The 19,929-nt window shown below is 74.7% G+C and carries 16 protein-coding genes and 1 pseudogene; 8 read left to right on the forward strand and 9 right to left on the reverse strand.

The window, feature by feature from the left end; all coding sequences use genetic code 11:
• The first annotated feature begins 117 nt into the window (after window positions 1-117).
• Window positions 118-1,722 (forward strand): alpha/beta fold hydrolase, encoded by a 1,605-nt coding sequence (locus ACPU2J_RS00325; protein WP_420077910.1) that lies wholly within the window; start codon window positions 118-120, stop codon window positions 1,720-1,722.
• A 223-nt stretch (window positions 1,723-1,945) separates the two neighbouring features.
• Complete coding sequence (locus tag ACPU2J_RS00330) at window positions 1,946-2,263, forward strand: hypothetical protein (protein WP_420077909.1); 318 nt, start codon at window positions 1,946-1,948, stop codon at window positions 2,261-2,263.
• 42 nt (window positions 2,264-2,305) lie between these two features.
• Here the strand turns inward: ACPU2J_RS00330 and ACPU2J_RS00335 are convergent, their stop codons facing one another.
• Window positions 2,306-3,019, reverse strand: a complete 714-nt coding sequence (locus ACPU2J_RS00335) for a TetR/AcrR family transcriptional regulator (protein WP_423832412.1) — start codon at window positions 3,017-3,019, stop codon at window positions 2,306-2,308.
• 143 nt (window positions 3,020-3,162) lie between these two features.
• On the opposite strand from ACPU2J_RS00335, the gene ACPU2J_RS00340 reads away from it, so the two are divergent.
• Complete coding sequence (locus tag ACPU2J_RS00340; RefSeq protein WP_420077907.1) at window positions 3,163-4,392, forward strand: saccharopine dehydrogenase family protein; 1,230 nt, start codon at window positions 3,163-3,165, stop codon at window positions 4,390-4,392.
• Window positions 4,393-4,523: 131 nt separating this feature from the next.
• Here ACPU2J_RS00340 and ACPU2J_RS00345 read toward each other — a convergent pair whose 3' ends face one another.
• Window positions 4,524-4,931: a DUF4190 domain-containing protein gene (locus tag ACPU2J_RS00345; RefSeq protein WP_423832413.1), complete on the reverse strand. Its 408-nt coding sequence runs from the start codon at window positions 4,929-4,931 to the stop codon at window positions 4,524-4,526.
• A gap of 107 nt (window positions 4,932-5,038) precedes the next feature.
• On the reverse strand, window positions 5,039-6,025 hold the full coding sequence (locus tag ACPU2J_RS00350; RefSeq protein WP_423832414.1) for a phosphotransferase family protein: 987 nt from the start codon (window positions 6,023-6,025) through the stop codon (window positions 5,039-5,041).
• 232 nt (window positions 6,026-6,257) lie between these two features.
• Here ACPU2J_RS00350 and ACPU2J_RS00355 point away from each other — a divergent pair, with 232 nt between their 5' ends.
• The 3 genes and pseudogenes from ACPU2J_RS00355 to ACPU2J_RS00365 all read left to right on the forward strand — a co-directional run bounded on the left by ACPU2J_RS00355 (window position 6,258) and on the right by ACPU2J_RS00365 (window position 8,040).
• Window positions 6,258-6,944, forward strand: coding sequence for a DUF5701 family protein (locus tag ACPU2J_RS00355; protein WP_420077904.1), 687 nt, complete (start codon window positions 6,258-6,260; stop codon window positions 6,942-6,944).
• A 239-nt stretch (window positions 6,945-7,183) separates the two neighbouring features.
• Window positions 7,184-7,351 (forward strand): annotated as a pseudogene (locus ACPU2J_RS00360) (two-component sensor histidine kinase); the annotation flags it as partial.
• The gene (locus ACPU2J_RS00365) at window positions 7,348-8,040 is read left to right on the forward strand and encodes a response regulator (RefSeq protein WP_423832415.1); all 693 of its coding nucleotides are present in this window, start codon (window positions 7,348-7,350) and stop codon (window positions 8,038-8,040) included. The pseudogene ACPU2J_RS00360 and the gene ACPU2J_RS00365, both read left to right, overlap by 4 nt.
• Before the next feature lie 13 nt (window positions 8,041-8,053).
• Here the strand turns inward: ACPU2J_RS00365 and ACPU2J_RS00370 are convergent, their stop codons facing one another.
• Window positions 8,054-9,049, reverse strand: a complete 996-nt coding sequence (locus ACPU2J_RS00370) for an SDR family NAD(P)-dependent oxidoreductase (protein ID WP_420077902.1) — start codon at window positions 9,047-9,049, stop codon at window positions 8,054-8,056.
• Complete coding sequence (locus tag ACPU2J_RS00375; protein ID WP_420077901.1) at window positions 9,046-10,254, reverse strand: UDP-N-acetylglucosamine--N-acetylmuramyl-(pentapeptide) pyrophosphoryl-undecaprenol N-acetylglucosamine transferase; 1,209 nt, start codon at window positions 10,252-10,254, stop codon at window positions 9,046-9,048. The genes ACPU2J_RS00370 and ACPU2J_RS00375 overlap by 4 nt, the downstream gene beginning before the upstream one ends.
• A gap of 73 nt (window positions 10,255-10,327) precedes the next feature.
• Between ACPU2J_RS00375 and ACPU2J_RS00380 the strand changes: the two genes are divergently transcribed.
• Window positions 10,328-11,086 carry a response regulator transcription factor gene (locus ACPU2J_RS00380; RefSeq protein WP_365498598.1) on the forward strand — a complete coding sequence of 253 codons (759 nt, stop codon included), beginning with the start codon at window positions 10,328-10,330 and terminating at the stop codon, window positions 11,084-11,086.
• Window positions 11,083-12,492, forward strand: a complete 1,410-nt coding sequence (locus ACPU2J_RS00385; RefSeq protein ID WP_420077900.1) for a sensor histidine kinase — start codon at window positions 11,083-11,085, stop codon at window positions 12,490-12,492. The genes ACPU2J_RS00380 and ACPU2J_RS00385 overlap by 4 nt, the downstream gene beginning before the upstream one ends.
• Window positions 12,493-12,532: 40 nt before the next feature.
• Here ACPU2J_RS00385 and sbnB read toward each other — a convergent pair whose 3' ends face one another.
• The 4 genes from sbnB to ACPU2J_RS00405 all read right to left on the reverse strand — a co-directional run bounded on the left by sbnB (window position 12,533) and on the right by ACPU2J_RS00405 (window position 19,927).
• Window positions 12,533-13,594 carry a 2,3-diaminopropionate biosynthesis protein SbnB gene (sbnB, locus tag ACPU2J_RS00390; protein ID WP_420082257.1) on the reverse strand — a complete coding sequence of 354 codons (1,062 nt, stop codon included), beginning with the start codon at window positions 13,592-13,594 and terminating at the stop codon, window positions 12,533-12,535.
• A 50-nt stretch (window positions 13,595-13,644) separates the two neighbouring features.
• Window positions 13,645-14,700 carry a TauD/TfdA family dioxygenase gene (locus ACPU2J_RS00395; RefSeq protein WP_420082256.1) on the reverse strand — a complete coding sequence of 352 codons (1,056 nt, stop codon included), beginning with the start codon at window positions 14,698-14,700 and terminating at the stop codon, window positions 13,645-13,647.
• A gap of 78 nt (window positions 14,701-14,778) precedes the next feature.
• On the reverse strand, window positions 14,779-17,331 hold the full coding sequence (locus ACPU2J_RS00400; protein WP_420077899.1) for a non-ribosomal peptide synthetase: 2,553 nt from the start codon (window positions 17,329-17,331) through the stop codon (window positions 14,779-14,781).
• Window positions 17,332-17,398: 67 nt separating this feature from the next.
• Window positions 17,399-19,927 carry a Pls/PosA family non-ribosomal peptide synthetase gene (locus ACPU2J_RS00405; RefSeq protein ID WP_423832416.1) on the reverse strand — a complete coding sequence of 843 codons (2,529 nt, stop codon included), beginning with the start codon at window positions 19,925-19,927 and terminating at the stop codon, window positions 17,399-17,401.
• Between the last annotated feature and the right edge of the window lie 2 nt (window positions 19,928-19,929).

Here is a 19,929-nt window from a genome sequence, read left to right on the forward strand (position 1 = left end):
GGGCGGCGGGAGCGGGTGGTAGGCAGGGAGGAGCTTGCGGTGGCGGGCCGGGCCCGCGGCCGGGGCTGACGGTGGCGCCCTGCCCGTGTTCCGCAGCACCCGTGACGGAGGACCCGCATGCAGACCCGTACGGCCGAAGCCCCGCGCAGGCCGCTGGTACGGGGGATATCCCTCGCGCTGGCCCTGACCGCCGCCCTCCTGGCGGGCCCGCCCGCCTCCGCCGGGCCCCGGGCCGCCCGGCCGCCCGTACTGGTGTGGGGGCCCTGTCCCGACGGTGAGCCGGGCGACGGCTTCGAGTGCGCGACCGCCCGCGTGCCGCTGGACCACGCCCGGCCCGACGGGCCGTCGGTCGCGCTGGCGGTCACCCGTCGGCCGGCGACGGGCCGCGGCGGCCGCACCGGTGTGCTGTTGCTTCATCCCGGCGGGCCGGGCAGCTCCGGGGTGGACTTCGCGCGCAACAGCTACGACGCCCTGCCCGCCGTGCTGCGCGACGCCTTCGACGTCGTCGGGTTCGACATGCGCGGGGTGGCGCGCAGCGGGCAGGTCAGGTGCTGGGACGACCGCGCGTACGCGGCCGCGGTGGACGCCGCGCGCGGTGCGCCGGGGGCCGGCGCGGTACGGGAGGCCGTACGGCTGGCGGCCGACTTCGCCGCGGCCTGCCGTGAGCGGGCGGGCGCGCTGGTGCCGCATCTGGGCACGGGGGCGAACGCCGCCGACATCGACCTGCTGCGGCGGGCCCTGGGCGAGGAAACGCTGTCGTTCTACGGGCGTTCCTTCGGCTCGTACGTCGGGACCGTCTACGCCGCGCGGTTCCCGCGGCGGGTGCGGGCCATGGTCCTCGACGGGGCCTACGACCCGAGGACGTACGCCGAAGTGCCCTATGCCTACGATGCGGCGCAGTTCACGGCCCTGGACGCGGCCGTCGGGCGGTTCCTGGACTGGTGCGGGCAGGACCCGGCCGTCTGCGGGTTCGGGGAGGGGCGGCCTCGGGAGGCGTTCGGGGAGCTCGTGCGCGGGCTGGACGCCGACCCCGTCGTGGGGGCCGGCGGACGCCCGGCCACCGGCTTCACCCTGGCCTACCGGCTGATGTTCAACATCAACGCGGGGCGGGAGATCTGGCCCCGCCTGGGTGCGGCGCTGCGGGCGGCGCAGGAGCGCCGGGCGTCGTTCCTGCTGAGCCCGCTCTCGGCCGCCACGTTCGCCTTCCTCTCCACCAATGTGGTCGTCGAGTGCGCCGACCGCGTCTACCCGCCCGGGCTGCCGCTGCTGGAGCGTGCCGTGCGGACCGGTGCGGGGTCCGCGCCGCTGCTGGGGCCCGCGATCGGTTTCGGCCCGCCGACCTACGACCACAACCACGCCCCGGTCTGCGCCCAGTGGCAGGAGGCGCGGCCCAGCCGGTACGTGGGTTCCCACCGGGCGACCGACTCGGCCCCGATCCTGGTGCTGGGCACCACCGGGGATCCCGACACGCCGTACGGGGATGCCGTGGCACTGGCGGGGACCCTGGAGAACGCGCGGCTGGTGACGTTCGACGCCGAGGGGCACACCGCCTACCACCGCAGTGCGTGCGTGAGCGCCCTCGCGACGGCCTACCTCGCCACCCGGGCCCTGCCCGCGCCGGGCACCGTCTGCGCCGACGAACGCCCCGCGCAGCCTCCCGGCCGCAGCGCGCCGGTCCCGGAGGTCGACGAGACCCGTGAGGTGATCCCCCGGCTGCGCTGACCCGGCACCGCGGTACCGCCTCCCTTTCATCGTCTCCCCGCCGGTCGCCCGTGCGGACCGGCGGGGAGACGATGGAAGGGCGGCGGACCGGTACACGGCCGCCGCGCCGACCCGGCCCCGGTCCCCGTCGTTCCCGGAGCGTGAGCGGAGCGGGAGGTGCGGGTCGGCGGCCGGGCACGGCAGGCTGCCGCGGCCTCCCCGATCCCCGGGAAGGGGAACCATCATGAACCGGCGTGCACGCCTTTGCGTCCTGTGCTCCTTCGCCGCCGCGTCGCTGCTCGCGGCCCCGGCCGCCGTCGCCGCGACGACGGCGGTACCGTCCGCCACCTGCTCGGTCTCGGGTGTCCTGCCCAACGGCAAGGTGCACCTCTCCGGCGGCGGCTTCACCCAGGGTCCCGCCTACATCTACGGGTCGGCCGGGTTCGGCGGGACGGTCGAGATCGGGCAGAACGGCGGCTTCCAGGTCATGGACGTACCTCCGGCCCAGTACACCGTTCGCCAGGGCGGCGAAGTCACCGAGTGCAGCGGCTTCAACGGCTGACCGCCCGCACGGCGTGCCCGGCGACCGGCGGGGCCGCGGTGTTCACGGGGTGGTGCGTACGCCCCTGAGCCGGGCCGCGGCGCTGTCGAGGAGCATGTCCAGGGCGAGGGGGTAGGCGCTGTGGTTCATGCGGGCCGCCAGGAGCCGTGCGGTGGCGGCGATGTGGGGGTACTCGTGGGCGGGCAGGCGGGCGTACGTGGACTCCCACTGCCGTTCGTCGGAGGTGCGGGAGGTCTCCGCCAGGGCGAGGGCGCCCGCGTCGAGCGCGGCGAAGGCCAGGGACTGGTCGATGAACGCGTGGTAGATGCCGACGGCCTCGGCGTCGGGGAATCCGGCGGTCCGCAGGAGGCCCAGGACGGTCTCGTCGGCGGCGATCTCGCGGGGGCGCCCGGTGACGCGGCCGGCGGTCAGGACGGCGGCCTGGGGGTGGGAGAGGTAGGCCCCGTGGATCAGCAGGCCGAGTTCGCGCAGGTCGTGGCGCCAGTCGCCGGTGGCGGCGAAGGCGTCCAGGGCGCGGCCGATCAGTTCTTCGCCGATGGCGAGGGTGAGTCCGTCCATGCCGTCGAAGTAGCGGTAGAGGGTGCTGGGGTCGGCGCCCAGGGCGGCGCCGAGCCGACGGGCGGAGAGTCCGGCGCTGCCGTGCTCGCGGAGCATGCGCAGGGCGGTGTCGATGATGAGGCGCTCGGACAGGACGGTGCCCTGACGGGTGGGGCGGCGGCGTCTGCGCGCCGCCTCGGGGACCGCCTTCTTCGCCATCGCGGTTCCTCCGGTCCGATGCGTCCGTGCGGGTGTCCTTATGCCAACACCATTGACCTTATCCCGGGCGGGCGGCTTTCATCCCGTGGCACGGGGGCGCGGACGGTCGCGTCCCGCCCTGCCGAACCAGAGAGGCTTTCGTCATGCGTGTTCTGCTCGTGGGCGCCGGCGGCGTGGGGACCGCGATCACCCGGATCGCGGCCCGCCGGGACTTCTTCGACCGCTTCGTGGTCGCCGACTACGACCTCGCCCGTGCGGAGGCGGCCGTGGCCGCGCTCGGGGAGGCGGCCCGCGGGAGGTTCGCCGCGCGGCGGGTGGACGCCTCGGACGAGGCGGCGGTGGCCGCCCTGCTGGCGGCGGAGGGCTGTGACGTGCTGCTGAACGCCACCGATCCGCGGTTCGTGATGCCGTTGTTCGAGGCGGCGCTGACGGCCGGCAGCCACTACCTGGACATGGCGATGTCGCTGTCGCGGCCGCATCCGAGCCGCCCGTACGACGACTGCGGGGTCAAGCTCGGCGACGAGCAGTTCGCGCGTGCGCAGGAGTGGGAGAAGTCGGGGCGGCTGGCGCTGGTCGGCATGGGCGTGGAGCCGGGCCTGTCGGACGTCTTCGCGCGGTACGCGGCCGACGAACTCTTCGACGAGATCGAGGAGATCGGGATCCGGGACGGGGCGAACCTGACGGTGGAGGGGTACGAATTCGCGCCCTCGTTCAACATCTGGACGACGATCGAGGAGTGCCTGAACCCGCCGGTGGTCTACGAGCGCGAGCGGGGCTGGTTCACCACCGAACCGTTCAGCGAGCCGGAGGTGTTCGACTTCCCCGACGGCATCGGGCCCGTGGAGTGCGTCAACGTCGAGCACGAGGAGGTGCTGCTGGTGCCGCGCTGGGTGGACGCGCGGCGGGTCACCTTCAAGTACGGGCTGGGCGAGGACTTCATCGGCAAGCTGAAGACCCTGCGCGCGCTGGGTCTGGACTCCACGGAGCCGGTCGCGGTGCGCGGCGCGGACGGAGCGCCGGTGCGGGTGTCACCGCGGGACGTGGTCGCGGCCTGTCTGCCGGACCCGGCGACGCTGGGCGATCGGATGACGGGGAAGACCTGTGCCGGGACCTGGGTGAAGGGGAGCCGGGACGGCCGGCCGCGGGAGGTGTACCTCTACCACGTGGTGGACAACCAGTGGTCGATGCGGGAGTACGGCTCGCAGGCGGTGGTGTGGCAGACGGCGGTGAACCCGGTGGTGGCGCTGGAATTGATGGCGCAGGGGGTGTGGGCGCAGTCGGGTGTGCTGGGGCCGGAGGCGTTCGCGGCGCGCCCGTTCCTGGACCTGCTGACCGCCTACGGTTCGCCCTGGGGGATGCGCGAGCAGGGCTGACCCGCGGGCCGGGCCGGGGGCGGGGAACTCCCGCCGACGGGGCTCCCCGAGGGCCCGCGGGGCGGCGCCCGTACACCGGCGGGCGGACCCCCGATCCCGGTCCCGGCCCCCGGTGGGCCGGGACGACCGGGTCAGACGCTCAGGACGGAGACGCCCCAGACGACGACGGCGACGGGCACCACGGCGGCCACGGCGCCGAGAGCGATCGCGGCCCGTGCCCGCCCGCGCCCCGCCTCCGGCGCGCGGCGCGCGTCCCGGAGGGCACCGATGCCGGCGACCAGCGCGCAGATCCCCAGCGGCACGGTCAGATGGAGCGGGAAGAACCGGACGGCCGGCGGGAAGGCCTCCGGCAGCCACGGGCAGAGCCCCGAGACCACCGCGAGGACACCGAGGGACAGCGCGAACGCCCCCGTCCGCGGCGGCGGTCCGGGCAGCTCACCGGGATCCTGCCACCCCTGCGCGGGGCTCTCCCATTCCTCCTCGCTTCCCGTCCCGGACAGGGGTTCACGGTCGGCGGGCGGCACAGCAGCGTTCTTCATGTCCCCCACCCAACCCTGTCCGGGCCTTTGTCCGCATCCGTGTTCGTACTCGAGTACCTGCACCCACCCGGCCCGCCGTCAGGCCGTGCCCACCGCTCCACGCCGCTTCAGGCGTAGCGGTCGAAGAGGGCGGCCACGTACTCCTCCAGCCTCCGGGTCAGCACGGCGGAGGTCAGGTCGGTGCGGCCCAGTTCGCGCCAGGGCACGGCGACCTTCTCCGCGTCCGGGGCGAAGGCGAGCGCGTCCAGCAGCCGCCAGTACAGATGGTCGCCGTCGGCTGCGCTGAGGGCTCCTCCGGCGGCGACGTAGCGGTCGGCGAAGCGCATGCCCTCGGGGGCCCCGTGCAGGAGGGCGAGGGCCGTCGCGCAGTGCGCCACGTCGAGATCGGCCGGCCCCCAGGAGGTCTCCACCCAGTCGACGACCCCGCTGATCCGCAGTCCGCCGTCCGTGCCGGTGAAGAGCACGTTTCCGGGGTGGAAATCCCGGTGCAGGAAGCGTCCCCGATGGGCAGGCGGCTCGCGGCGCAGGACGTCGACGGCCCGCTGCCAGAGCTCGGGGCGCCGGGTGGCCGTCGGCGGGGTCACCCGCTCCGGAGAGGTCCAGGCCTGGTAGGTGCGCGGCCGCTGCCCCTCGCTCACCGGCAGCTCGTGGATGTCGGCCAGCTGCCGTGCCAGCAGGTCCGCACGGTGCTCGGCGTCCCGGTCGTCCAGCCGTACGGTGCCAGGCAGCAGGGACATCAGCAGGGACGGGTGATCACAGTGCTGGGCCGTCGCGTCGACCGCCAGCAGGGCGGGAGCGGGCACCTCCGTGTCACGGAGCAGGCTCAGGATGTCCGCCTCGCGAGTGAGCAGGCCCTCCGCGTGGCGGACGTAGAAGGGTTTGACGAACGAGCGGAGGACCAGCGAGCGGTGTCCGTCCGGGCTGTGGAGGTCGAGGCGGCGCATCCGCGAGGTCCATCCGCCGCGCAGCGGCACGACTCCTTCGATGCGCTCCGTCCCGGAGAGGTGCTGCTGCGCCCAGGAACGCGTGGCGCTCCAGGTTTCGGCCTCATGATCCGAACGATCCGATCCGGCGATCCCGGTCCCCGTGTCCATGGGGTGCAGCCCAACGCCGTCCCCGGGCGGGGTGGGAGCGGCGGTCGGGGGAGGTCAGCGGGGGCAAGTCCGTTTCCCGGCCGGGAACATCGTGCCCCTCTCCTGCGTTGATCACACGCCGGACGCTCCCCGGGGCCGCGGGTCCCTGTGCCCGGTGCCCCGCACCCCGGCAACCGCCCGTGCCCGCCCCCTGCCGCCGTCCCCCGCAAGCATCGTGATCCGAGGAGTGCCCTTGACCGAGACACCGACAACTGCCGTGCCCGCTCTGCCCTCCCTCGCCGCCCAGGCGGACCGCCTCGTCGACCTCGGGGTCCACCGGCTCGCGGGAGTGTCCGCGGCGGAGCTGCGGTCCTTCGCCGCGACCGCTGCGCAGGCCCGCACCGAACCGGCGGGCGGCGGCACGCTGCTGGCCGTGCACCCCGACCGCGTCCCGGCGTCCGCCCTGGCCCCGCTGCTGCGGCGGGACGACAAGCCCGGGTTCGTGGTCGTCGACATGACCGACGTGGACCGTTTCGCGCCCCACGGCGCAGCCCTGCCCGACTCCCCCTTCTACGTCCTCGACGGCCTGGACCGCGGCGACGACATGGCCAACTGGAGCCCTGAGGAGGCGCTGCCGGCGCTCACCGCCGCCGATCGCGCGCCCCTCGTCCTCACCGAGGGGATCCACTGGGTGCTCCAGCAGCCCGAGGTCCTGGACCGCAATCACTGCTTCATGACGATCGGCTCGCGGCTGCGGAAGGACAACGGCACGCTGGACGCCCGTACTCCGGCCATCTGGATCAGCAACGGGACCGGCCGGGACGGCCGGGAGCGCCGGAACGCGCCGAAGGTCGGCTGGTGCTGGTGGGGCAACCGCCACACGTGGCTCGGCTTCGCGTCCACCACCGGGCGCAGCCACCCCGCCGCACCCGCCTCCTGAGCCCGGGACCGGCCCGGGACCGGAAGCGGCCCGCGACTCGGGAGAGGCCCAAGACCCGCGAGCGGGCCGGGCCGTCCTCCCCGCGGGTCGGCCCGCCGCCCCGGCGGTCCTCGCCCGTCAGGGGGACTTTCGCCCTGTGTCCACCCGGCGGCGGGGGCCACCCGTCCGGCCCATGCGGCGCGGGCGCCCCCCGCACTCCCGGGTCGCCGCGGTTTCGCTTTCCGTCCCGGTTCCCGGACCGGAACGCGCCGCCCACCCTGCCGGTGGCCGCGGTCCCCGGCAGCGGGCTGGGGCTGGTCGGCCTGCGCGAGCGGGTCGCGCTCCTGGGCGGCAGCGTCACCACGGGCCCGGTGACGGAGGGTCCGGACCGCGGAGGATGGCAGGTACGGGCGGAGGTACCCCGATGAACGAGTCCACCGGAGCGGCGCGGCCCGTCCGGGTCGTGGTCGCCGACGACCAGGCCGCGGTGCGCGAACCCCTCGCGGCCGTCCTGGGCCTGCTGCCCGACCTGGAGGTCGTGGCGGCGGCGGCCGACGGGCACGCGGTGCTGGCGGCGGTCGCCGCCGGTCCCGTCGACGTGGTCCTGATGGACCTGCGGATGCCCGGCATGGACGGCACGGAGGCGACCCGGCGGCTCAGCGCGGACCATCCCGAGGTCGCCGTGGTCGTCCCCACCACCTTCGCGGACGACGAGTCCATCATGGCCGCCCTGAACGCGGGGGCCCGCGGCTACCTCACGAAGAACGCCGGCCGGCAGGACATCGCGCGGGCGATCCGCGCGGCGGCCGCCGGCCAGTCGGTGCTGGACCGCGAGGTCCAGGCACGGCTGCTGGCCGCGGCCCGCGTCCCGCGCGCCCCCGCCCCGCCCTCCCCCGCTGCCGGCTCCGGGCCGGCGGACCTCCCGGCCGACCTCACCCAGCGGGAGCGCGAGGTCCTCGCCCTCATCGGGCAGGGGCTCCCCAACCGGGCCATCGCGGAACGGCTGTTCATCAGCGAGTCCACCGTGAAGACGCACATCAACAACCTGTTCGGGAAGGCCGGCGTCCGCGACCGGGTGGAGGCCGCCCGTCTGGCCATCGCGGCGGGCCTGGCCTGACCGTCCGACCGACTCAGACCGCGTAGCGGCCGGGGGCGAACAGGGACGGATTCTCGGCGACCCATGCGGAGGTGCGGCGCAGTCCCTCCTCCAGGCCCACCCGCGGCCGCCAGCCGGCCCATTCGCGGGCCCGGGAGTTGTCCGACAGCAGGCGGTGGACCTCGCTGCCCGCGGGGCGCAGCCGCGCGGGGTCCACGACCACCTCGGCGTCGCGTCCGGATGCGGTGATCAGGGCGCGGGCCAGGTCGCCGACGGAGATCTCCTCGCCGGTGCCGAGGTTGACCACCTCGCCCAGCGCCCGGTCGCACTCCGCCACCGCGAGGAAGCCTTCCGCGGTGTCGGTCACGTACGTGAAGTCCCGGGTCGGGGTGAGGGAGCCGAGGCGGATCTCCCGTGATCCGGCGTGCAGTTGGGACAGGATCGTCGGGATGACCGCGCGTGCGGACTGCCGCGGCCCGTAGGTGTTGAAGGGGCGTACGACGGTCACCGGGAGGTCGAAGGCGTGGTGGAAGGACAGCGCCATCATGTCCGCGCCGATCTTCGACGCGGAGTACGGGGACTGGGGCTGGAGGGGGTGGCTCTCGGCGATCGGTGCGGTCAGCGCGGTCCCGTAGACCTCGCTGGTGGAGGTGTGCACGAGGCGTCGTACGCCGTGGCGCCGGCAGGCCTCCGCCACGTTCTGCGTCCCCGTGACGTTCGTCTGCACGTACGCGCCCGGGGAGTCGTAGCTGTAGGGGATCCCGATGAGCGCCGCCAGGTGGAGGACGGTGTCGCAGCCGGCGACGGCGTCGCTGACGCGGCCCGCGTCGCGTACGTCGCCCGCCCACATCTCCACCGGCCCGTGCGGGTCGGCGAGGTGGCGGGCCAGGTTCCCCTTCTCCGCGTACGGCTTGTAGTGGACGAAGGCGCGTACCCGTGCGCCCCGGGAGGCCAGCAGGTCCACCACCGTCGAGCCGATGAAGCCCTCCGCTCCGGTGACGAGGACGGTGCGGTCGGTCCAGTTGTTCATATGCGCTCCAGTCGGGGGGCGGCCGGGGTGGGACGGCCGGGGAGGAGGCCTGCGACGCGGAGGACCTCCGCGGCCAGGAGTTCCGCGGCCCGCGCGTGCGGGCCGGGGTGCGCGGCGCCGGCCATGGCAGGCAGCCGGGCGGGGTCGGCCAGCAGCGGGCCGACGAGGGCGGCGAGGCGCTCGCCGGTGGTTTCGGCGTCGGGCAGCAGGATTCCCGCCCCGGCGTCGGACAGGACGCGCGCGTTGTGGGTCTGGTGGTCGCCGGGGGCGTGCGGGTAGGGGACGAGGACCGCGGGCACGCCGGTCGCCGCCAGTTCGGCGACGGTCGCGGAGCCCGCCCGGCACACGACCAGGTCGGCGGCCGCGTAGACGAGGTCCATGCGGTCCAGGTAGGGGACGGCGCGCGCGATGCGGCCGCCGCCGGACGCGGCCAGGTCGGCCACGGTGTCGGGGAGCGCCGCCGGGCCGGTCTTGACCAGGAGCTGCACGTCGTCCCGGTGCTGCCACAGGCCGGCCAGGCCGGCCGCGGCCCGGGTGAGGCGTACGGCGCCCAGGCTGCCGCCGTTGAAGACGACGAGGCGGCGCCCGGCGGGCACCCCGAGGGCGCGCCGGGCGTCGGCGCGCAGCGCGGCCCGGGCCGGTCCGGGCAGCTCGGCGAGGGCGGCCAGGGCCGCGGAGATCGGCATGCCGGTGGTGAGCGCGCGGTCGCCGCCCACGAGGTGGGGGCGGCTGCGGTCGAAGGCCACCGCGACGTGCGCGGTGAGCCGGGCCGCGAACCGGTTGGCACGGCCGGGGACGGCGTTCGATTCGTGGATGACGGCGGGCACTCCGGCGAGCCGGGCGCCGAGCACGGCGGGCGCGCTCGGGTAGCCGCCCATGCCGACGACCACGTGGGCGCCCTGCGCCCGGATCACGGCCCGCGCCTGGTGGGCCGAGCGGAGCAGTGCCGCGGGCAGCAGGTAGCGCTTCGTGCCCAGTGCGGGGTCGAAGGGAATCATGTCGACGGTGTGCAGCCGGTGGCCGGCGCCGGGGATCAGCTCCGTCTCCAGGCCGCGTTCGGTCCCGATGAAGGAGACCACGGCGCCGGGCACGGCAGCCCGCAGGGCTTCCGCGAGGGCGAGTCCGGGATAGATGTGGCCGCCGGTGCCGCCCGCGCCGATCACGACGGAGAGCGCCGTCGGCGTGTGTGGTGTGGTGGAGGTCATGTGCGCACACTCCCGGTGCGCCCTAAGAACGTTCTAAGAGGTTCTCTCAGAAGGCTTTGGCAGGCTTTGCCCCATGAGTTCCATGGACAGCACGGGCGGTACGGGAAACACGGGCAGCGCAGGTGGTTCGGGCGGTACGGGAGGCCCCGGGCCGCAGCGGATCCTCGTCGTGGACGACGAGCCCGAGGTGCGGGCGGCCGTCGAGGACGGGCTCGCGGTCGAGGGGTACGAGGTGCGGGGCGCCGCGGACGGGCTGGCCGCCCTGTCCGAGGTGGCGCTCTGGGAGCCCGACGCGGTCGTCCTGGACGTGATGATGCCCGTGCTGGACGGGCTCGGGGTGTGCCGGCGGCTGCGGGCGCTGGGCGACCGCACACCGGTGCTGGTGCTGACCGCGCTCGGTTCGGTCAGCGAGCGCGTCGACGGCCTGGAGGCGGGCGCGGACGACTACCTCGTCAAGCCGTTCGCCCTGGACGAGCTGGTGGCGCGGGTCCGGGCGCTGCTGCGCAGGGCCGCGCCGGACCCCGGGGGCGCCGTCCCGCTGGGCTTCGCCGACCTCGTGCTGGATCCGGCGACCCGCACGGGGCGCCGGGGCGGGCGTCCGCTGGAGTTCAGCCGTACCGAGGCCGCCCTGCTGGAGCTGCTCCTGCGCCATCCCCGCCAGGTGCTGCCCCGCGAGCTCATCCTGGAGCTGGTGTGGGGTCGGGACTTCGGGCCGGACTCCAATTCCCTCGCCGTGTACGTCGGCTACCTGCGGCGCAAGCTGGAGGCCGCGGGCGAGCCCCGGCTGGTGCACACGGTGCACGGGGTCGGTTACCGGCTGGACGCGGCGTGAGCGGCGGCCGGCGCCGGTCGGGCCGGGTCTGGCGCAGACGCGGTCCGCTGCGGACCAGGCTCGCGCTGTCGGTGACGGCGGCCGTGGCGCTGGTGGCGCTCGGGGTGTGCGGGGCGGCGTACCTGGTGGTCCGGTCCGCGCTCTACGAGCAGCTCGACCTCAGCCTGACCCAGTCCGCGCGGCTCGCGGCCCAGCGCAATCCGGGGGCCGGGCCGGGCACCCTGGCGGGCGAATGCCGGTTCCTTGCCGCGCCCGCGTGCGCGGAGGTCGTGGCCGCCGACCCGGCGCAGGATCCCGCCGCGCCGGGGCTGCTGCCGGTGGCGCCGGCCGCGCGGGAGGTGGCCGCGGGGCGGCGGGCTCCGTACTACACGAACATCACGGTGGCCGGGCACCCGGCGCGGATGCTGACCACCGACTACGCCAGGGGCCGCGCGCTGCAGGTGGCGCTGCGGGCCGACACGGTGCAGGACGGGATCGAGGAGGCCACCTGGTGGCTGGCGCTGACGGCGGCGGCCGGTGTGCTGCTCGCGGCGCTCCTCGGGTACGGGGTCACCCGGACCGGGCTCGCGCCGGTCGCCCGCCTGACGGCGACGGCCGAGCGGATCGCGGCGACCCGCGACCCCCGGCACCGCATCGAACTGCCGCCGCCCGGGCGGGAGGACGAGATCACCCGGCTGGCGTCGAGCTTCAACACCATGCTGGGGGAGCTCGAACAGTCGGTCACCGCCCAGCGCCGCCTGGTCGCGGACGCCTCGCACGAGCTGCGCACCCCGCTGACGGCGCTGCGGACCAACGCCGAGCTCCTGGCGCGGGGCGACCGGCTGACCCCGGACCAGCGCGAGCGGGCGTCCGCCGCGCTGGGCCGGCAGCTGCGGGAGGTGACGGGGCTCGTCAACGACCTGATCGAGCTGGCTCGCGACGAGGAGCCTCAGCCGCTGGTGGAGCAGGTCCGGCTGGGCGCGCTGGCGCAGGCCTGCGTGCAGGCGGCGCGCGCCCACTGGCCGGCGGTCGCCTTCCACGTGCGGGTGCCGGACGCCCCCGTGGTGGTGGCGGGCGTACCGGCGCGGCTCAGCCGGCTGCTGGGGAACCTGCTGGACAACGCGGCGAAGTTCAGCCCGGCCGGGCTGCCCGTGGAGGTGGAGCTGGTGCCGGGGGCCGCCGGCCGGGGGCCGGAGCTGACCGTACGGGACCACGGGCCGGGCATCTCCGCGGAGGACCTGCCGTACGTCTTCGACCGCTTCTACCGGGCCGGGGCGGCCCGCCGCCTGCCGGGGTCGGGGCTGGGCCTGGCGATGGCGCGGCAGATCGCGCGGGCCCACTCGGCGGAGCTGACGGCGCAGGCGGCCCCCGGCGGCGGAGCGCTGTTCCGGCTGGCGTTCGGCGCGCCGGGGGCGGGCCGGGGCTAGGTACGGCAGACGGACTGCGGGGGGCGGGCCGGTGGTGCGCTCAGCCGTAGCGGTGGCGTTCGTGGAAGAAGCCGTCGATGACGTGCAGCTGCCCGGTGCGGGTGAGTTCGTCGTAGACGTGCTTGCCGAGGGCCAGGTCGAGGACGCCCAGCCCGAAGGGCGAGAAGACGACGGGCCGGTCGGCCGGCAGGACGGCGCGGCCGGTGGTGACGTCGTGCAGGGTGCCGGTGAGGAAGTCGCGGCTGCCGGTGAGCTGTTCGGCCAGGTGGGGTGAGGTGTCGGCCTTGAGGCAGTGCTCGACGTCGTCCACGACGTTGGCCGAGGCGAGCAGGATCTCGGGGGCGAGGTCGCGCAGCGACACGTGCAGGACGAGGGGGTTGTGGTCGAACCATTCGGGGGTGGTGACGTGCGGGCGGGGGGCGACGGTGGCGAAGACGACCAGGTCGCTGGAGCGGATCAGCTCTTCGGGGCTGTCGTGGACGGCGATCCTGGGGCCGGTGCCGGTGCCGGCGGCCCGCAGGTGGGCCCGGAACCCGGCGGCGCTGTCGGCGCTGGTGTCGTGCACTCCGACGGTGTCGAAGGTCCAGCCGGTCGCCGTGAGGAAGGTGTGCACGTAGCGGGCGATCAGACCGGTGCCGAAGAAGCCGACGCGGGTCGGACGGCTGCCGCGGGCCCGGCTGAGCGCGGCGGCGGCCGACGCGGCCATGGCGGCCGTCCGGGTGGCGCTGATGATGGAGCTCTCCAGGCAGGCGAGCGGGTAGCCGGTGTCGTGGTCGTTGAGGATCAGCACCGCCGAGGCCCTGGGGATCCCGGACCGGACGTTGTCGGGGAAGCTGGAGATCCACTTGATCCCGTCGACGCGGGCCCCGCCGCCGATCGACGCGGGCAGCGCGATGATGCGGGCGTTCGGGCGGTCGGGGAACCGCAGGAAGTACGACGGGGGGTTGACCGACTCCCCCTCGGAGTGCAGCCGGTAGGTGTCCTCGACGAGGCGTACGACGTCGGGTTCCCGGCCGCGGAGGGTGTGCTGGACCTGGGCGCCGGAGATCACCGCGAACGGGGGGACCGTGATCGCCGGGGGCGTGCCGTACTGCTCGGACATGGTGGGCTCCGTGGGCTTCGTGGGCTGGTCGGGGGTGGCGGGGCGCTCGGTCATCGGACGCCGTCCGCGGGGATCGGGGACCGGGCGGTCGGTGACAGGGGGGCCGGGGACAGCGGGGCCGGGGGCTGGGGCTCCGCCATGGCGACGAGCACCTCGCGCGGCGGCTCGTAGGCCTCCCTGGCGTGGGCCGTGCCGATGTTGTCGATCAGCATGAGGTCCCCGGACACCCACGGCTCGCGGACGGTGTGCTCGGTGTACACGCCGTTGACGAGCTCGACGACGTCCTGGCCGATCGGGTCGCCGCCCCCGAAGCGGGTGTCGAAGGGCAGGGCGTCGGGGCCGTGCACGTCGACGAGGTACTCCCGTACCTCGGGGTCGAGGGTCCACGCGTTGAGGAAGGCGATCTGGTTGAACCAGCAGCGCCGGCCGGTGACGGGATGGCGTACGACGGCGGGGCGGTGCTGGCGGGTCCGCAGACCGCCGTCGTCCTGCCAGGCGAACGCGATCGCGTGGGCGCGGCAGTAGGCCTCGACCCGCGCGGGGTCGTCGGTGCCGAAGGACTCGGCCCAGGTGGCGCCGATGTCCTCGCCGTAGGTGCGGGTGAGCAGCCAGCCCTCCCGTTCGAAGCGGGTGACGAGCTCCGGCGGCAGGGCGTCCAGGACGGCGGCGGCATCGGCGAGCGCGGTGGCTCCTCCGGTGGCGGGCGCCATCGGGCAGGCCAGGAGCAGCAGGCCGGGCGGGGTGTGGGTGTAGCTGAGTTCGTGGTGCATGCACATGGGCTGGCCGGCGGGCCACGCCGCGGAGGAGTGGATGCCGGGGGCGAGCACCCGGCGGGGCGCGAAGGCTTCCGTGTCGGCCGTAAGGGTGCCGGTCAGGCCGGTCAGGACGGCGGCGGCCCGGTCGGTGTCGAGCAGGTCCAGGCCTCGTACGAGGACGGCGCCGTGTTCGGTGGCGAGGCCGCGCAGGGTGTCGCGGTGTCCGGCGGCCCAGGCGGGCAGGTCCGCCGGGTCGGGGGTCGTGACGTGCAGTACCGCGGGGGTGCCGGGCCGCGGGTCCGGTCGGGGGGCGGACCCGGGTGCGGGGGCGTGCCGGCCGGGGGTGGTGATCGTGTCGGGGGTGGAGGTCGTGGAGGTCACGGTCCTGTCCTTTCCGGAGGTGGGGAGGGTTCGCGGGCGAGGGTGCGGTCAGCGGGCGGCGGCCCGGCCGGGTGCGGTGTCGAGGAAGCGGGCGAGGTCGGCGAGGACGGGGTGGCGGCTCACGTCGGCCGGGGTGACCGCGCGGTCCAGGGCGACGGCGAGCCGTACGGCCGACAGCGAGGTGCCTCCGCGGTCGAAGAAGTGCTCGCGCCGGTCGATCCGTTCGCGGGGGACGCCGAGCACCCGGGCCCAGGCGGTGGCCAGCCGCTGCTCGGAGTCGGTACGTGGCGGCTGTGCGTCGTCCTCGGGGTCGGGGAGCCGGGTGGCGAGGAGGGTGAGCGCCTTGCGGTCGATCTTGCTGTTGGGGGTCAGCGGGAGCGCTTCGCGCCAGTGCAGGGCCGAGGGGATCATGTAGGCGGGGAGTGCGGCTCCCAGCCGGTCCAGGAGGGTGCCGGTGTCCAGGGGCCGCGGGGCGCTGTAGAAGGCCACGAGGTGGGTGCTGTGGTCGGGCCGTTCGGCGACGACCACGGCGCTGTCGCGCACACCGGGTACGCGCAGGAGGGTGTTCTCGATCTCGCCGGTCTCGATCCGGAAGCCGCGGATCTTGACCTGGTGGTCGCGGCGGCCCAGGAACTCGAGCTTTCCGTCGGGCTGCCAGCGGCCCAGGTCGCCGCTGCGGTAGAGGCGGCTGCCCGCCCGGTGCGGGTCGGTGAGGTAGGTCGGCCGGGTGTGTTCGGGGTCGTTGACGTAGCCCCGGCCGACGCACACGCCGGAGAAGGCGATGACTCCGGGTGCGCCGAGCGGTACCGGGTCGAGGTTCTCGTCGACGACGTAGAGGTGGACGTTGTTGACGGGCCGGCCGAGCGGGACGCGGTCGGTGTCCGGGACGCGGTCCATGACCTCGTGGTTGGTGTCGTCGCTGGTCTCGGTCAGGCCGTAGGCGTTGACCAGCCGGACATGGGGCTGGGCGGTGAACCAGCGCTGGGCGAGCTCCTTCTTCAGCGGCTCGCCCGTGACCGATGCGTAGCGCAGGTCCGGCAGGGTGCGGGGGTGCCGTTCGAGGTGGGAGACGACCACGTCGAGGTAGGAGGGGACGACCTGGAGGACGGCGACGCGTTCGCGGGCGACGGTGTCGACGAACCGTGCGACGTCGAGGACGGTCTCCTGTTCGACCAGCAGGGTCCGGCCGCCGACGAGGAGCGCCGCGAGCAGCTGCCAGAGGGAGATGTCGAAGCACTGGGGGGCGGTCTGGGCGACCACCTGGCCCTCGCCGATCTCCAGGTCGTCGATCTTCGCGTAGAGGTGGTTGAGCATGCCCTGGTGCTCGCACATCGCGCCCTTGGGCTCCCCGGTCGATCCGGAGGTGAAGTAGATGTAGGCCAGCTGGTCGGGTGCCACGTCGATGCCGAGGTCGGTTCCGGGGTGTTCCTCGGCGTAGGCGGTGTCGACGTGCAGGATCCGGGGGGCGGAGGGGGCGTCGGGCGCGGAGCGGAGGTTCGCCGCGGAGGCCGGCCTGGTCAGCACGATGCCGCAGCCGGCGCGGTCGAGCATGGCCCGGACGCGTGCGGCGGGCAGGTGCGGCTCGACGGGCAGGTAGACGCCGCCGGCCTTGAGGACGGCGAGGACCGACGCCAGCCAGTCCAGGTCGCGTTCCATGGCCACCGCCACGACGCCTTCGGCGCGCAGTCCTCTGGCCCGCAGGGCGTGCGCCAGCCGGTTGGCACGGGAGTTGAGCTCCCCGTACGTCCACGTCCGGTCGCCGAGCTGCGCGGCGACGGCCTGGGGGTGCTGCCGTACGCGCTGCTCGAAGAGCTCGTGGAACCGGCGCTCCGGCAGGGCCCGGCTCGGTCCGGCGAGACCGTGGAGCTGGTAGTGGCGTTCCTCCTGCGACAACAGGGTCCCCGCGGTGTGGTCGGCGTCCGGGGCGGCGGCCATCAGGGCGAGTGCGGTGCGGTGGTACCCGGCGATGCGGGCGGCGCAGTCGGCGTCGAGGGCGTCGGTGCGGTAGCGCAGCCGGAGGGTCAGCCGGCCGTCGTCGTGGCCGGTGACGGTCAGGCGCAGGACGGTGTCCGCGCCCGGGAGGCCGTCGTGGCCGGCCGGCTCGCGCGGCGGGGCGGCAGGGCCGGTGAGGTGTGTGCGGCCGGTGAGGTCGGTGAGGTCGAGCACGGTCTCGAAGAGCGGTTCGGTCAGGCCGAGTTCGTGCCTGAGCACGTCCAGGGGGAAGTCCCGGTGCTCGTGCAGGTGCGCGACGGCGTGGGCGGTACGCCGCGCCAGTGTCGTCCAGGAGCAGGGGTCCGTCGCCAGCGTGAACGGGAGCGGCGGTCCCCCGGCGGCGGTGACGTAGCCGGTGGTCACCTCGCGCTCGCCGCTCAGCGCCGCCAGGACCTTCGCGTGCGCGGTCAGCACCAGGGCCTCCAGCGCGGTCGCCGTTCCCTCCGCGAGGCGGCGCAGCGCGGCCGTTTCGCCGGGCGGGAGCACGGTCTCGTGCTCGGCCGTGCCGTCGACCGGGGTGCGGGTCCAGCGCGGGAGGGGGGTGAAGCCGTTGCCGGCGGTCAGCGCCTCGTGCCAGAACTGTCTGCTCGGGGGCGTGTGGGGGGTCATGGGGTGTCTCCTGGGTGCGGTTCCGGTACGGACGGGCGTCAGCGGGGGAGGCGGTGTGCGGGCGGGTTCAGCCGGTGGTCAGCGGACGGGCGGGGTTTCCGGTCCACCGGGCCCCGGGCGGGACCTGCTCGCCCTTCATGAGGAAGGCGTCGCAGGCGAGTTGGGCGCCGTCGGCCAGGGTGACGCCGTAGTGGACGAACGCGCCGACGCCGAGGGTGCAGGCGTCGCCGATCACGGTGCGGTCGGACTTGAAGGCGCCGTCCTCCTGCGAGTGGCACTGGATGACCGTGCCCGCGTTGAGGGTGGAGTCGTCGCCGATCGCAAGGAGGGTCCGCTCGGGGAAGGCGCATCCGTCGTCGAAGACCCGCTTGCCGATTCGGGCGCCCTGCAACCGGCCGACCACGTTCTTGAAGGGCGTCCCGTCGAGGATGCGCATGTGGTGGAGCGACGCCATCTTCCAGAAGCGTTCGTGACGCCAGAAGGCCGGTTCGTAGATCGAGCAGTACAGGGGCCGTTGGGCCTTGAAGCCCGTACTGGCCCGCTCGACCAGGACGAACAGGACGACGGTGCAGGGCAGGGCGAGGACGGCGGCGAGGGCGATGGCCGACACGCCCAGGGTGGGGTGGAGGGCCTTCGCGCCGAGGGCGAGGAGGGTGAGGAGGAAGAGGTGCGTCCACCGTGCCGCCAGGTACAACCCCGCGGTGACCGCGTTGTGGCGGTTCTTGGCGGCCAGGCGCCGGGGCAGCTCGCCGGGGCCCTCCAGCTCCCGGAAGCGGGTGTCGCGCAGCACGGTGCGCGGGATGGCGAAGGGCGGCGAGCCCAGCAGGCCGGTGTTCTCCCTCAGTTCGCCGTCGACGGGGACCATCACCTTGGTCGCCAGCAGGCAGTTGTCGCCGGTGCGGGCGTGTGCGGGGTAGGCGATCCGGTTGCCGAGGAAGCTGTGCGCCCCGACCGCGACCCGGGTCAGCCGGAACGACGTGGCGGAGTACTCGGCGTTGAGGAGCGAGAGGCCGTCGGCGACCATCGTGCCGCTGCCCACCGAGCTGAGGAACGGGCTGTCGTGCTTGACCTCGGACCCGAAGTTGGATCCGGTCTGGGTGACGCGGCCCAGGTCGTAGCCGAGGTAGCGCAGGTAGGGGACGATCGCGGAGCTGTCCCCGAACAGGGTCGTGTAGAGCCTCCGGTTGGTCAGGAGGGTGACGGCCCGCTGGAGGGCGTGGTGGCGGCCGTGGAGCGGGTAGACCGTGTCCGGCTTCAGGCCCCGGCGGAGCAGGCGGGGCAGCAGGCCCTGGACCAGCAGTCCCGCGAGGGCGGAGCCGAAGAAGAGGACGAAGGAGGCGGCCAGCGCGCCCAGGTAGAAGGTGCCGCTGGTGAAGGCGGGCGCCGAGTCCGCTCCGAAGGGCGCGTGCAGGTGGGGCAGCGCGGCCACCAGGATGCCGAGGGCGCCGGTGGCGAGCGGCAGGGACACCAGAAGGAGGACGAGCAGCTGGCCGGTGGTGTAGCGGAGCTTCCGGGCCGTGGAGGACGCGGCGGGGCCGACCGTACGGAAGTCGGTGCCGGTGGGTTCGGCCGGGGATCCGTGCCGGCGCGCGTCGGCGGGGACGGTCTGGCCGGTGTGCAGGCTGGAGGCGTGCCCGAGCTGGGAGCCGTCGCCCATGGCGGTGTGGATGTCGAGGACGCTCTGTTCGCCGACGAGGACGTTCCGGCCGAGGGTGACGGGTCCGGTCTGGAGCAGTCCGTCGTGGGCGCGGTAGCAGGAGAAGCGGACGTCCTTGCGGATGACGGTGCCGTCACCGATGGTGAGCAGGTCGGTGCAGACGGGGATGTGGACGGAGAGGATCGCGACGTCGCGGCCGATCTTCGCGCCCAGTGCCCTGAGGTACGCCGGGTAGAGGGGCGACGCGACGAAGAGCCGGGCGGGGCCGGTGCGGATCAGCGTCCGGACCAGCCACCAGCGCACGTAGCGCAGGGTCCAGACGGGGAACTCCTCCGCAGTGAAACGACCGATCAAGGTCCACTTCGCCACGATGGGCGCCAGGCAGAGGCCGGCGAATCCCGCGGCGCCGACGAGGACGGCGCGCAGGTAGACGTCCAGCACTCCCGTGCCGGCGCCGGCCCACTCGTAGCCCTCGGCGGCCGCGAGGGCTGCGGCGTAGGTGGCGGCGAGGAAGGCGAGCAACTGCAGGGTCCCGCACAGCAGGTACCGGGCCGTGCCCGCGCGCACGGGCGCCCTGGGCGGCGACGGGTCCGTGTGCCGCTCCGCCGGGGGCGGAGCGACCGCCGGAAGGGGCGGCTGCGGGGACGTGGACGGGGGCGCGTCGCGGGTGAGCGCGGCGGCCAGGGAGTCGGCCGTGGGGTGGCGGTAGACGTCCTTCATCGACACGGGCGGGAGGTCCGGCCGCTTCCTGGCCCGGGCGCAGAACCGAGCCATGACCATGGAATCGGCGCCCAGATCGCGGAAGAAGTCGCTGTCGCCCGGGACGTGGTCCACTCCCACGACGTCGGCCAGCAATGCGGCCAGGGCCGTCGCGGTGTCGGCCGTACAGGATTCGGTCCGGGATTCGCTTCGTACGGGGTCGCCGGTCGGCACGTACATTT

It is taken from the genome of Streptomyces manipurensis (assembly GCF_049570255.1).
In the GTDB taxonomy this organism is placed as follows: domain Bacteria; phylum Actinomycetota; class Actinomycetes; order Streptomycetales; family Streptomycetaceae; genus Streptomyces; species Streptomyces manipurensis.